Annotated in this window: 12 protein-coding genes; all 12 read right to left on the bottom strand. The window is 41.8% G+C overall.

Annotated features, from left to right (window positions below; translation table 11 throughout):
• Positions 1 to 9: 9 nt before the first annotated feature.
• Positions 10 to 2,340 carry a DNA translocase FtsK gene (locus ACQKMH_RS11480; RefSeq protein ID WP_427587616.1) on the bottom strand — a complete coding sequence of 777 codons (2,331 nt, stop codon included), beginning with the start codon at positions 2,338 to 2,340 and terminating at the stop codon, positions 10 to 12.
• A gap of 236 nt (positions 2,341 to 2,576) precedes the next feature.
• Positions 2,577 to 2,807 carry a YlzJ-like family protein gene (locus ACQKMH_RS11485; RefSeq protein ID WP_427587617.1) on the bottom strand — a complete coding sequence of 77 codons (231 nt, stop codon included), beginning with the start codon at positions 2,805 to 2,807 and terminating at the stop codon, positions 2,577 to 2,579.
• Positions 2,804 to 3,553 (bottom strand): ClpP family protease, encoded by a 750-nt coding sequence (locus ACQKMH_RS11490; protein WP_427588484.1) that lies wholly within the window; start codon positions 3,551 to 3,553, stop codon positions 2,804 to 2,806. The genes ACQKMH_RS11485 and ACQKMH_RS11490 overlap by 4 nt, the downstream gene beginning before the upstream one ends.
• A gap of 126 nt (positions 3,554 to 3,679) precedes the next feature.
• Positions 3,680 to 5,350 carry a ribonuclease J gene (locus ACQKMH_RS11495; protein ID WP_427587618.1) on the bottom strand — a complete coding sequence of 557 codons (1,671 nt, stop codon included), beginning with the start codon at positions 5,348 to 5,350 and terminating at the stop codon, positions 3,680 to 3,682.
• A 307-nt stretch (positions 5,351 to 5,657) separates the two neighbouring features.
• Positions 5,658 to 6,524 (bottom strand): 4-hydroxy-tetrahydrodipicolinate synthase, encoded by an 867-nt coding sequence (gene dapA, locus ACQKMH_RS11500; RefSeq protein WP_427587619.1) that lies wholly within the window; start codon positions 6,522 to 6,524, stop codon positions 5,658 to 5,660.
• Positions 6,525 to 6,572: 48 nt separating this feature from the next.
• Positions 6,573 to 7,799: an aspartate kinase gene (gene dapG / locus ACQKMH_RS11505; protein ID WP_427587620.1), complete on the bottom strand. Its 1,227-nt coding sequence runs from the start codon at positions 7,797 to 7,799 to the stop codon at positions 6,573 to 6,575.
• A 91-nt stretch (positions 7,800 to 7,890) separates the two neighbouring features.
• On the bottom strand, positions 7,891 to 8,946 hold the full coding sequence (asd, locus tag ACQKMH_RS11510) for an aspartate-semialdehyde dehydrogenase (RefSeq protein WP_427587621.1): 1,056 nt from the start codon (positions 8,944 to 8,946) through the stop codon (positions 7,891 to 7,893).
• A 212-nt stretch (positions 8,947 to 9,158) separates the two neighbouring features.
• Positions 9,159 to 9,761 (bottom strand): dipicolinate synthase subunit B, encoded by a 603-nt coding sequence (locus ACQKMH_RS11515; protein ID WP_377355641.1) that lies wholly within the window; start codon positions 9,759 to 9,761, stop codon positions 9,159 to 9,161.
• Positions 9,758 to 10,660 (bottom strand): dipicolinic acid synthetase subunit A, encoded by a 903-nt coding sequence (gene dpaA / locus ACQKMH_RS11520; protein WP_427588485.1) that lies wholly within the window; start codon positions 10,658 to 10,660, stop codon positions 9,758 to 9,760. The genes ACQKMH_RS11515 and dpaA overlap by 4 nt, the downstream gene beginning before the upstream one ends.
• Positions 10,661 to 10,861: 201 nt before the next feature.
• Entirely contained in the window at positions 10,862 to 11,131 is a 270-nt protein-coding gene (locus ACQKMH_RS11525; protein ID WP_427587622.1) for a YlmC/YmxH family sporulation protein, read from the bottom strand.
• A 172-nt stretch (positions 11,132 to 11,303) separates the two neighbouring features.
• Positions 11,304 to 12,530, bottom strand: a complete 1,227-nt coding sequence (locus ACQKMH_RS11530; RefSeq protein ID WP_427587623.1) for a M16 family metallopeptidase — start codon at positions 12,528 to 12,530, stop codon at positions 11,304 to 11,306.
• Between the two features lie 46 nt (positions 12,531 to 12,576).
• Entirely contained in the window at positions 12,577 to 13,536 is a 960-nt protein-coding gene (locus tag ACQKMH_RS11535; RefSeq protein WP_427587624.1) for a polysaccharide deacetylase family protein, read from the bottom strand.
• Positions 13,537 to 13,659 lie beyond the last annotated feature (123 nt).

A 13,659-nucleotide genomic window follows, 5' to 3' on the forward strand; every position in this document is an offset into this window, starting at 1 on the left:
TTTTTTTAGCTATGATAAATGCGCTTCGTCTTGTTCATCTTTAGCCACCAATACATTTCGCGGCTTACTGCCTTCATATGGACCAACAATTCCCCTTGCTTCCATTTCATCAATAAGTCTTGCTGCCCGCGTATAACCGATTCGGAAACGACGCTGCAGCATGGAAACTGATGCCGTCTGCATTTCTAAAATCAGGGATACCGCATCATCATATAAACTATCTTCGACTTCACCATTTGAAGTTTCTGCAATTTCATCCGGTATCATCTCTTCGTTATATTGTGCCTTTTGCTGTGAAATTACATATGTGACAACTTCCTCAACTTCATTGTCTGATAAAAAGGCCCCTTGGACCCGGACCGGTTTTGAAGCTCCTGCAGGCAAGAAAAGCATGTCACCCCGACCCAACAGTTTTTCGGCTCCGCCCATATCCAGGATCGTTCTCGAATCGGTCATTGATGAGACACTAAAAGCAATTCGAGAAGGGATGTTCGCTTTAATGACCCCTGTTATGACATCGACGGAAGGCCGCTGAGTGGCTATTATCAAATGGATGCCTGCAGCCCTCGCCATTTGTGCAAGTCGTGTGATGGCATCCTCTACATCATTTGAGGCGACCATCATCAAATCAGCCAGCTCATCGACAATGACTACGATATAAGGCAAAAGTGGTTGTTTGGCATCTTCTTCAATATTATACCGGTTGATATAATCGTTGTACCCTTCAATATTACGCGTACCTGTATGAGAAAATAGTTCGTATCGGCGTTCCATTTCACTGACCACTTTTTGCAAAGCCTGTGCAGCTTTCTTTGGATTCGTCACGACAGGTGCGAGTAAATGCGGAATTCCATTATAAACATTTAACTCTACCATCTTTGGATCGATCATCATCATTTTCACTTCATGCGGTTTTGCCCGCATCAAGATACTCGTGATAATGCCATTGATACAAACGGATTTCCCACTTCCTGTTGCTCCAGCCACTAGTAAATGGGGCATTTTATTGAGCTCCGCCTTAACCGCTTCACCAGAAATATTTCGACCTAAACCTATTTGTAGTTTTGCGTCAGGCTTGTCAACTTCTTTCGCTTCTAAAACTTCCCTTAATGACACCATCGCCACTTCGGAGTTAGGTACCTCTATGCCAATAGCTGATTTACCGGGAATCGGAGCTTCGATCCGAATATCCTTTGCGGCAAGCGCTAGGGCCAAGTCATCGGATAGGCTGACAATTTTACTTACCTTCACCCCTACATCCGGATGCACTTCATATTTCGTTACGGCAGGGCCTAAATGAACTTGCGTGACCCTCGCTTTCACGCCAAAGCTATGGAAGGTGCGTTCAAGTTTTGCCGCATTTTCATGAATTAATTGATACTCTCCGCTTTGGTCCGTTTTTTGGGGCTGCAATAATAAAGAGAGCGGCGGTAATAGATATTCTTTATTTTCCACTTCCGTAAAATTCATAGGCAGTACGGCATCATCCTGGTCCTCTGTACTTACAGCTTCAGGTTCTGCTGCAACCGGAATTATTTCCGCTTCATCGCTATAGGCTTTATCAGCAAAACTAGAAATGATCCGTTCCGTTGCCATTTGCTGTGTTTCCTCTTCTTGATGAGGGTTCTGATCCGTTTCTTCAACCGGATCTTTTTCTCGTTTTTTCTTTTTCACGGGATTTTTTTTCTTTTCTTTTTTGTCTACATTCCATGTTTTCACATCATCTCTGAACGCTGACCATTGACTTTTGAAAAAGCCTCCAAGACCCATGAAAAACTTTCCAAGGGTTTCACCTAATGTTTTCCCTGTCAATAGCACGGCCCCTACAATGATAAAAAGGAATGAAACGATTTTCGAACCAGCTTCGTCGAATAAAAAGTAAGAAGCAGCAAATAATATCGCTCCAATCATACCGCCTCCAAGATCCTTCGAGCTGGCCTTGCCTGTCACTTCCATCCAGAATAATTCCCACGTATTCGAAATGACGCTCGGCTTCGTGAACGGACCTCCATCTGCAAGCATGTTAAACAGTGTTACATGACTTAGCAAGAGCATGCTCGCAACAAGGAAGTACGTACCGATCAACTGCCGTTTTAACAGGTATGGGACCTCTCTCTTAATCATCAAATAGAAACCGGCAGCAATCGCACCCAACAAAAAGAGGATATACCATTCCCCCATAAAGAAGCGGATTAAAAGGACCGACCCGTTTCCCACTGCTCCAAGCTTGGCAATGGCAATGATAGCTAACCCTATCAAGGTCAAGCCAATCAATTCATATTTAAGCGTTATTTTTAATTTCTCTGTACTTTTCTTTTTTCTGTGTTTCTTCTTTGCCATAATATCACCTGATTCTTCATGAAACTATTCTAACATTCCTATTCAACATTACATCGTGATTTCCCTTCACAAAACAAACGTTCGCTCCTTGATTATACCAAATAAAAATGACCTTGTCCTTGATATATATACCATTTCTATATGAGAAGGACAATTTGCCCACAAAATGAATAAAGCAGCCAAGCGGCTGCTGATTTTCACTCCAGTATATCATAATTTTCCTTAGTTAGTCGTTACTACCTGCTATTCATCTGTTCGAACATATTGATGACAGCCCCTGGCTGAATGTGTACATTCATATAATCTACAGGATCCGTGCTCACTATTCGATCGATGCGAAACGTACGTCCGCCATCATGTTCTACCATGACATGTACACCATTATAGATCATTTCTATCAGGTTCGCCGTCTTCTCGTGATGATGAGGGAAAATAATTTCATCAGGAACGATCGTATAGAGCGTCATTGAAGAAGCCCCTCCTCTTCGCTTGCTATTTTTGGCCTTCTTTCTTCCATGAAGCTATTTAGTTTTCTCATGGCTTGGCCCACTCCTCCAACATCATCGATCATACCGATTTCAACTGCCTCCGACCCGATTACATTCGTACCAATATCACGGGTTAGATTTCCTTTAGCAAACATTAAATCCTTAAAGCTTTCTTCCGTGACATTGGAGTGTCGTGTAACAAATTTAATGACCCTTTCCTGCATTTTATCGAGGTATTCAAAGGTCTGAGGCACCCCAATGACCAGGCCTGTCAAACGAATGGGATGAATCGTCATCGTCGCGGTTTCAGCTATATAGGAATGGTCACACGAAACCGCAATAGGCACACCGATCGAATGTCCGCCCCCAAGTACAATCGACACTGTCGGCTTTGATAGGGACGCCAGCATCTCTGCAATGGCTAGTCCTGCTTCAACATCTCCACCCACTGTATTTAAAATGACTAGTAGCCCCTCAATATTAGGGTTTTGCTCAATTGCTACAATTTGTGGAATAACATGTTCATATTTGGTCGTTTTATTTTGAGGTGGCAGCTGCATATGTCCTTCAATTTGTCCAATGATCGTCAAACAATGGATTTTTGAGTCCTGAGATAGTTGCGGGACATTTGTAGTCCCCAGCTGCTGGATCTTTTCGATTAAAGTTGAATTCTTACCTTCCTGCCTGCCTTCATTTTCATTTGGTAATGGTGCATTATCCACTATGCCAACCCCTTTCACTTAAATCCTATAGCTTTATTATGTCACGAGTCTTGGACTTCATTCTTAAAGATATAAGTGGTTTGACACAGAGAAAAAAAACCCCTGATAATGCTTATCAGGGATTTTTACTTAATATTCCATGATGATTGGTAAAATCATCGGACGGCGCTTCGTTTTTTCATAGAAGAATTGGTTTAAGGCATCACGCATTTCCTGCTTCAGCGTAGACCAATCGAAAGGTTGGCGTGATCCATTTTTCTTTACGATTTCACCTACTATTTCAGTTGCTTCGGCAATCATTTTTTCTGATTCACGAACATAAACGAATCCACGGGAAATGATTTCAGGTCCTGCAGCAATACTTTTATCCTGACGGTTCAGAGTGACGACGACGATCAAAATGCCATCCTGGGACAACAAGCGACGATCACGGAGAACGATATTGCCCACATCGCCAACACCGCTGCCATCTATCAAGATATTTCCTGCAGAAACTTTGCCGGATAGGCTCATTTTATCGCCCTTTAGTTCGATGACATCACCTTTTTCGGCAATTACGATATTTTCCTTCTTTATACCCGCGGCGACCCCAACTTTTTGATGGGCATATAAATGGCGGTATTCTCCATGTACCGGGATAAAGAATTTAGGGTTCATCAGATTGATCATCATTTTCAATTCTTCTTGGCTGCCATGCCCCGTTACGTGCACTTTATATTTATTGGCAGATACTACTTCAGCACCTACCCTGTATAGCAAATCGACCGTTTTTGATAAAATTAGTTCGCCGCCCTGCAGGGGTGATGCACTGATCAAAACGGTATCACCTTTTTTTATCGTTACCTGTTTATGAGTCTGTTTCGCCATTTTTTGAAGCGCCGCAATGGGCTCCCCTTGGTGACCTGTCGATAATACGACGATTTCACGGTCGTCATACTGGCTAATTTCATTAATTGGGATTATTAGCTCATCTTCGACCTTTAAATAACCAAGGTTCAGGGCTGTTTCATAAACACGTTGAAGGCTTTTTCCTACAACTGCCACTTTCCTGCGGCTTGCTGCTGCCGCATTGAAGACATGTTGGATCCGGTTGATGTTTGATGCGAAGCACGCAACGATGATCCTTCCCGTTGCAGCATGGAATGCTTCAGTAATATCCCTGGCAACAACGGCTTCTGATGTCGTATAACCTGGCCTCTCAGCACCCGTGCTATCCGATAGCAAACATAGGACACCTTCTTCACCGATACTAGCCATTTTACCGATTTCCGGCTTATATAACTCGGTTGCCGCTTGGTCGAATTTGAAATCCCCTGTGTATACGATCGCACCATCACGGGTATGGATCACGACACCGACAGAATCGGGAATACTATGGTTAGTCCGGAAAAAAGACACGGCTGCTTGTGGGAAACTTAAAAGAGAATCTGAATCGATCTCCGTAAATGTTGCCCGGCCATTAAAGCCATCTTCCTTTAATTTCGTTTTGATTAAAGCAAGTGTAAGCTTCGTTCCATAAACAGGAACTGGTAAGTATTTCAAAACATAAGCAAGTGCTCCCATATGGTCTTCATGACCATGGGAAATGAATATCCCCTGTACACGTTCTTTATTATCCATCAAATAAGAAATATCAGGTATAACCGCATCGATTCCAAGCATTTCTTCTCCTGGCAGCATCAAACCTGCATCAAGAAGATAAATGTCTTCGTTCACCTCAACGATGTACATATTTTTACCAAGTTCCCCTTGTCCTCCAAGAGAAATGACTTTTATCCCATTATTTTTATCTTTACCCAATCGAATATCCTCCTTAAAAAATCCCGTTCATAATTTCCCAATGATTTCATTATAACCGATGTTCAAAAAACATGACAACACTTACCAATTTCAGAGGGATTTTTTCACTTAATTTCTTTTAAAATTCATTTCACTTATGTATGAGACATTCATCCCTTTTATTTCACGTGTTTTTATCCGGTTTTCAATGTTAAGACTTATGAAACTCTCATTGTTTTTAACCCAAAACTGGATAGGAACCCACTTTCAAATACATCTTTATGTAAAAACAAGCCAATCTTCAACGATCAGCTTGTTCCGTGACTTTTTATTTTTTTAATACCTTAGTTAATGCAAGGCGCTCCTGCTCGGTCAACGGCACGATCGGCAGTCTCACTGATCCAACGTCAATTCCATATAACTGAAGCGCTGTTTTCACAGGTGCAGGGCTTGGTGCTGCAAACAAACCCTTTATAAGCGGTAAAAGTTCCTGATGCAGCCGGGCTGCCTCTTTCAGGTTCCCACTGATGAAGGCCTCCACTATTTTCTGTAACTCATTACCGGCAATATGGGACGCAACTGAAACTACCCCCACACCGCCTATCGCTAAAACAGGGAGTGTTAAAGCATCGTCCCCACTGTATAATGCAAATTCATCATCCGTTCCAGCAATGATTTGAGTCATCGCGTTTAAATCACCGCTCGCTTCCTTCACGGCTACGATATTAGGAATTTTTGAAAGACGGATGATCGTTTCCGGTTCAATGTTGACCGAAGCACGCCCAGGGATATTATAAACCATTACAGGCAGAGTCGTGCTAGCTGCAATCGCTTTGAAATGTTGGTATAACCCCTCTTGATTCGTTTTACTATAATACGGGGCCACCAGCATGATCGCATCTGCACCGTTTTGTTCTGCTTTTTTTGTCAATTCAATGGAAGCATACGTATTGTAGCTTCCTGTACCCATGATGATGGGCACTCGTTTATCAACAACCTTCGAAACATGACGCAATAAGGCAATTTTCTCCTCCGAAGATAAAGTAGGAGATTCCCCTGTCGTACCCGAAATCACAAGTGAATCCGTTCCATTGGATAATAAATAATTGACCAATGTAGTCGTTTTTTGAAAATCGACATTTCCCTTGCTATCGAAAGGCGTGACCATTGCGGTTGATACTCTACCAAATATCATCTTTTAACACCTCTTTAATTAATAAAACCTTTATTAAAAACCTTATGATTATTGGACTTCATTTTCATGCAATTGAAACGCATAGTGAAGTGAATTAACAGCTTCAATTAAATCTTCCTCTTTTACGAGGACCCAAATAGTCGTATGGCTGTCCGCTGACTGGAGAATGGCAATTTCCTTCTCTGAAAGCGCTGTGACAATCTTCGCTGCAACGCCTGGCACTCCGTTGATGCCTGCACCGACAACGGAAACTTTGGCACAATTTCGTTCAATGACCGGTTCATGACCAAGCTCGGACAAAATGGAAAGGGCCAGTTCTGTCATCTCTTCCGAAACGGTATAAACTACACCACTCGGATAAATATTTATAAAGTCCACTGAAATGGAGGCATTGGCCATTGCTTTGAAAACTTCTGCCTGTAAATTGTATTGATCTTTTTTTGCGCGCACCTTGATTTGTGTGATTTTAGGAACATGGGCTATCCCGGTAACGAGCCTTTCACGAATGTCACTGCCCTGGCTGCCTTTGTTCACACCTGTAACTAGTGTTCCCAAACCTTCGCTATATGTTGACCTAATCCGAATCGGAACTTTGGCCTGCATGGCAATTTCAACAGCTCGTGGATGAATGACTTTCGCCCCTTGATATGCCATGTTGCAAACTTCCGTATATGAAACGATGGATAATGGACGTGCTTGCTCCGCAATACGTGGATCTGCAGTCATGATACCTTCCACATCCGTAAAAATGTCGACCCTTTCAGCTTGCAATGCCGCACCTAATGCTGCCGCTGAAGTATCGCTACCTCCCCGGCCAATGGTCGTGATGTCCCCATTTTTAGCCGCTCCCTGGAATCCTGCCACAACGACTACATCCTTCAATTCCAGTTCTTTCATGAGACGGTCACATTTCATTTCTACAATTTTCGCACTTGAATAGTCGGTATTCGTCAAGAATCCCGCTTGAGCTCCAGTATATGCAACGGCTTCTATACCGTTTTCTAACAGCATGTTCGTAAATACAACAGAAGAAATTGTTTCTCCTACTGACATAAGTAAATCCTGTTCTCGCTTTGAAAGGCTGGTTTTTGCCCCATTTATTAGTGAAAGCAAGGTATCCGTTGCATAGGGTTCTCCTTTTCTCCCCATAGCTGAAACGACTACCACCACTTTATAGCCTTCTTTGATCGCCTTTTCAATATGGCCTTTCGCAAATGTACGGCTTTTCTCATCACGAACGGATGTCCCACCGAATTTCTGAACGATGATTTTCATAATATGCACCCCAAATATAAGCCAGCTTCCCGATTCGGGAAGCTGACAAAAACTCTCTATCCTGTTAGAATTTAATTTTCTATCGTAATTATTACTTAACGGTCACCAAACCTAATTTTAAAAGGCTTTCCGCAATTTGAACAGAATTCCATGCTGCTCCTTTTAATAGATTATCGGAAACCACCCATAAATGGAAGCCCTTATCCTCATCCAAATCTTTGCGAATCCGACCGACAAATACATCATTTTTTCCGACGGACGATGCAGGAGTTGGGTAAAGTTGTTGTTCCGGTTCATCTTCTAACACTATTCCAGGAGCCGTTCTCATCAAATCTTTAATTTGAGAAGCCGCTACGCCTTCTTTTTCAACTTCAATATAAACGGATTCTGAATGACCTGTAACAACAGGTAGCCTTACGCATGTTGCTGCTACTGGTAGGTCATCCATATGCATGATTTTCTTTGTTTCATTAATCATTTTCATCTCTTCAAATGTGAACCCATTATCTTGGAATTTATCGATTTGGGGAATGACGTTAAATGCGATTTGATAATGCTTTTCGTCCCCTTTTACCGGTAAAATTTTTGGATTTATTTCTTTTTCATCAAGCAAGTCGCGAGCTTGTTCTTTTAATTCATTTATCGCTGCGGCTCCTGCACCTGAAACAGCCTGATAGGTAGAAACAACAATTTTTGATAAGCCGTAAGTCTGGCGGATAGGTTCTAATGCCACTACCATTTGGATAGTTGAACAATTCGGGTTGGCAATGATCCCATTATGCTGTTTCAAATCTTCTTCATTTACTTCAGGCACAACCAGCGGCACATTTTCATCCATGCGGAATGCACTCGTATTATCCACTACTATCGCGCCGCGTTTCACTGCTTCTGGAGCCAATTCCTTAGACACGCTTCCTCCAGCACTGAATAAAGCGATATCGATGCCTTCAAAGCTTTCAGGTTTTGCTTCCTGCACTTCGATTTCTTCGCCCTTAAACGTAAGTTTGCTTCCTGCGGAACGAGCCGATGATAAAAAGATGATTTTCTTTATCGGTAAGTCCCGTTGTTCGAGTGTTGAAATCATTTGTTGTCCTACTGCTCCAGTTGCTCCCACAACTGCAATATGCAATCCCTGTGTCTCAGTCATTTGTCCATACTCCTTTTCTATCTCTTAAAATTAGTTATTTGTTGGATTTACTACTACTTGTTCAGAATATCATTTATTTTATCACATTAACATTCCAAAGGGTCGCACTTTAACAAAATATTCTGCTAGTGGAGTGGTTTTTATAACTTCAACCTACAAATTTATGCATACATGTCTGTAATCAGAAAGCGGGAGCGTGTCAGAAAACTTGATCAGTTTAAATCATCCTTGAACCTTTCTACGATTACGGGTTGAATTTGTTCCCTCTCCAGTGCCGCAATGATCGTATCCCTTATCATGCTCATCCTGGCAACCATGGAACTCGGTTTCCCTACTGGATTATCCTGGCCATACGGAACAAAATAAATATCTTTTGCTGCCATCAGCCTCATTAGATTGACACCATTTAACCCAAGTGCATCGTTGGTTGATATTGCGACCACAACCGGACGGTGATTTCTCATCGTCGCTTTTGCAGCCATAAGTACAGGCGAATCGGTAAGAGCATTTGCCATTTTACTCATGGAGTTGCCCGTTAAAGGGGCAATCACCATACAATCAAGCGGCAATTTAGGTCCTAATGGTTCTGCTTTGACGATTGTATCAACGACGTGATTCCCCGTCAATTTTTCTATCCTTTCAACCCAATCCTCGCCCTTTCCAAAACGGGTTTCCGTGTTCTGTACGGTCGATGTTACGATTGGAATGACTTCTGCCCCTTCATTTACAAGCTTTTCTATTTCAGGAAACACTTCATCATATGTGCAATGTGACCCTGTTAATCCGAAACCGATACGTTTCCCTTGAAGACTCATGGTTTTTTCCCCTTCCTTTTCGTGAACTCACCTTGAATCAATAGTCCCAGTGCGTTCGCTAATATCTGACCAGCTGTTTTCGGGGCAACTATACCCGGTAAGCTCGGTGCCAACAGCGCTTTAATTCCCCTTTTTTCAGCGTAACGAAAATCCGTTCCCCCCGGTTTTGAAGCAAGGTCGATAATTAATGTATGAACGGGCATATTCGCAATGACTTTTGCGGTAATTATCGGAAAAGGAATCGTATTGATACATATATCAACATTTTTCATTTCTGCAGCAAGATCATTTAAATGAAAAGGGGCTAGAGCCATTTCACTGATCCTCGCAATATCTTCACTTTTTCTTGCACCCACCTTAACCTTTGCTCCAAGAGCCTGGAATGACCGGGCTACACTCATACCAACCCTTCCCAGTCCTAGAACGGCCACATTTGATCCATGGATAGTGAAATCCGTATGTTGAATGGCCATCATGATCGCGCCCTCTACAGTAGGTATAGAATTATAAATAGCCACATCATCACGTTCGAACAATAGAACGAGTTTGCGATTCGCTTTCTTAAATATTCCATTGAGGTAATCATTGCTGATTCCTGCATAAAAAATGCAATGTGCCGGGGTGTTTTTTATCATTTCTTCAGTCAAGACAACATCTTCGCTGGAAAAGATCGTTTCCACTTTTCCATCAGGATCTGTGCCCCGGACAGGTAGAATAACTGAATCAATTTCCTTGAAATTTATATCTTCCATTTTTTCCTTAACCGCTCCGGTAAAAGCATGGTCGAGCTGTTCAAAACCTACTAATAATAACTTCGCATCGAGCTCCGTCAGTTTACGAACAACTTCAAGCTGACGCGCATCTCCACCAATTACAGCGATTTGCATGCCTGTGAGCATTAAAACCGTCACCTTCTTTATATAAAAGATCCTAAACATTGCTCGCCTCATGATACATTTCCTCAAGAAGCAATTTGCTGCATTCTCTAGTTACCCTGCATCTTATGTTTTCACTTAAAAAACGGTGATAAGAAAAGAAAAAACGCCTTAGCTATTGCCAGCTGAGGCGTTTTTTTAACATATGTTTGCTTTCTGCTGTCTTTATCCGTCCATATGCTCTCCATCCTCATGTGAAAGCCCTTCCTGAAAATCAATGATGACCATGTCCGTTCCGATTTTTTTTATATGTTCCCACGGCACCCTTATTTCACTGCCATTCCTTAAGAGACCGAACCATTTGACCGAAGGGATGATCAACGTGGTAATTTGTCCGGTTTCATCTATTTCCAAATCCGTCTGTCCGAGGATTCCTAATCTTTCCGCTCGGTTCACATCGACTATTTCCTTCCCGCTCAGTTCACTCAATCTCAATTATAGCTCCCCCTTTTTCACCTTCTATTCAATCTATATCCGAAAAAGATAAACTTAGAAGGCATTTACCCAAATATTGTCCATAACTTTGAAACCTTCTATTCCTAAGATTTTTATATAAAAAAAAAGCCTGACCTCCCATTAATAAAAGGAAGGTACAGACTTATTCATTTTATTTGTCCCAGTTTTCCAGCGGACTCACTAATGACAAGGAATGTTCCGTGAAAATTTGGTTTGCCAGTTCATTCACGGTATTCTCCGTCACCTCGTCAATTTTGATGATGATATCATCAAGGGAACGGTGCTCACCCAGCATTAGCTCATTTTTTCCGTTTCGGCTCATGCGGCTATTCGTGCTTTCAAGGCTGAGCATCAAGCTTCCTTTAAGTTGCTCTTTACTATTGCGCAATTCCTTTTCCGTTATGCCATCCCGTTTTAATGTATCCAGCGTTTCCTGAATGGTTTCATACAGGCTATCAAGTTGATTTGTGCCTGTCCCCCCATAGACTGTCACCAAACCGCTATCTTGGTAGCTGGAATGATAGGAGTAAACGGAATAGGCAAGGCCGCGTTGTTCCCTGACATCCTGGAAGAGGCGGCTACTCATGCTTCCTCCAAGAATATTATTCAAGGTAATCAAGCTGTATGTTTTATCATTGCCGATTTCCAACCCTTTGTAACCAAGGCATAGGTGGGCTTGCTCCGTTTCTTTTTTACGAGTGATCCTATTTTCATGGAAAGATGGCTTGATCAATTCTAGACGTTCTTTCCCGCCTTCATACGAACCAAAGTAGCTTTCGACTTCTTGAATCAACTTTTCATCCACATTCCCAGCAATGGATACCACTACTTTATCTGGTGTATACATATCATGGACGTATTTCTTTAAAGTATCACTATTGAATGTTTCAAGCGTATTTTCCGTACCCAATATAGGATAGGCAAGAGGATGATTTTCATATACCGCCTTACTTAAGAGGTCATGGACAATATCATCCGGTGTGTCTTCGTACATTTTGATTTCTTCGTAGACTACATTTTTTTCTTTTTTCAGTTCCTCTTCATCAAATGTTGAATGGAAGAACATATCAGCAAGGATTTCAAGCGCATAGCTTGCATGGTTATCCATTACTTTTGCATAATAGCATGTATACTCTTTTGAAGTGAATGCATTCACTTGTCCGCCAATACTATCGAACGACTCGGCAATTTCACGCGCATTTCTCGTAGTGGTCCCTTTGAACAACATATGCTCCAGGAAATGTGAAACTCCATTCAACTCAGGTGTTTCATTTCGGGAACCTGTTTTAATCCATACTCCAATTGCTGCTGAACGTACTGTTGGAATATTTTCCAATACAATTCTTACTCCATTTTGACACGTGTATTTCTTAATCACCTAACATTCCTCCCAATCATTCTATGCTGCTATCGTAACCAAAACATTATGGATTCAATCGTTCTTCGTCTACTGCCTCTGAAACGGTAACAACATCTAAGTCTTTCTTTTTTATTTCAACAATTAACGTTTCCAATGATTTTGCGGTGGATTCCGTAGGATGCATTAAAATGAATGCTCCTGGGTGAACCTTGGAGAGCACGCGCTGTTGAAGGACTTCAGGGCTTGGTTTTTGCCAGTCGATCGTATCCACACTCCACATAACGGTTTCCATACCGAAAGAATCCGCAATTTTCACCGTTTCGTCCCGGTAGCTGCCACTTGGGGGTGCAAACCATTTCATTTTTACACCTGTCACCGCTTCAATGACTTCGTTCGTTTTTCGAATTTCCTCACGTGTAGCCTGCGCGGATATGTTTTGCATATTTGGGTGTGAATAAGAGTGATTTCCAATTTCATGCCCGCCAGCCTTAATCATCTTGGCTAAATCCGGATTCTTTTTCGTCCAATTACCCTCAAGGAAAAAAGTAGCCTTTACATTATTCTTTTTTAATACAGCCAACATATCTTGTAAGTATTCATTTCCCCAAGCCACATTGATTAAAAATGAAACCACCGGCTTTTCGGGATGGGCCCGGTAAATCGGAGCCGGATCAAGATCCTCTATATGTATCTTTGCAGGAACCTGCTGAAATACCAGCTTATCCTTATCGAACACGCCCTCCTTCTTCATGGCTTTATACGAATCGTCAATTTTTACCTTAAGGCCATTATATGCAGGAACGGTTTTCCAAACCGAATCTATTCGTGCATCCTGTGGTTCAATCTCATATTTTTTTGATGAGTCTTTTATTTGTAAAAGAAGGTCATCTTCTTGCTTCATTGAAGCAACTGAATGATCTGTTAATTGGGTCAAATAAACTTGTGTATATGGATTTTGCACTAATAACCATGATATACCTGCAATGGCACTTATCGCAACTATCTGCTTCCATTTATTATTCATTTTTTACGCCCCCTTCATACCAAAATGTATGAAGAAAACGGACAAGGTAGAACATGACATGCTTTTAATACTGCTTCCCCTTTATATCGCCCCATTACTTTCAAAAAAAAAGCATGCAGATTC

Origin of the sequence: Peribacillus sp. NPDC097895, from assembly GCF_050277555.1 — a bacterium.
Lineage (GTDB): Bacteria > Bacillota > Bacilli > Bacillales > DSM-1321 > Peribacillus.

Excerpts from the sequence above, each read along its gene's own strand:
- ACQKMH_RS11480 (WP_427587616.1), bottom strand. The coding sequence starts at position 2,340 with ATGGCAAAGAAGAAACACAGAAAAAAGAAAAGTACAGAGAAATTAAAA.
- ACQKMH_RS11485 (WP_427587617.1), bottom strand. The coding sequence starts at position 2,807 with ATGACGCTCTATACGATCGTTCCTGATGAAATTATTTTCCCTCATCAT.
- dapA (WP_427587619.1), bottom strand. The coding sequence starts at position 6,524 with ATGATATTTGGTAGAGTATCAACCGCAATGGTCACGCCTTTCGATAGC.
- dapG (WP_427587620.1), bottom strand. The coding sequence starts at position 7,799 with ATGAAAATCATCGTTCAGAAATTCGGTGGGACATCCGTTCGTGATGAG.
- asd (WP_427587621.1), bottom strand. The coding sequence starts at position 8,946 with ATGACTGAGACACAGGGATTGCATATTGCAGTTGTGGGAGCAACTGGA.
- ACQKMH_RS11515 (WP_377355641.1), bottom strand. The coding sequence starts at position 9,761 with ATGAGTCTTCAAGGGAAACGTATCGGTTTCGGATTAACAGGGTCACAT.
- dpaA (WP_427588485.1), bottom strand. The coding sequence starts at position 10,660 with ATGCTCACAGGCATGCAAATCGCTGTAATTGGTGGAGATGCGCGTCAG.
- ACQKMH_RS11535 (WP_427587624.1), bottom strand. The coding sequence starts at position 13,536 with ATGAATAATAAATGGAAGCAGATAGTTGCGATAAGTGCCATTGCAGGT.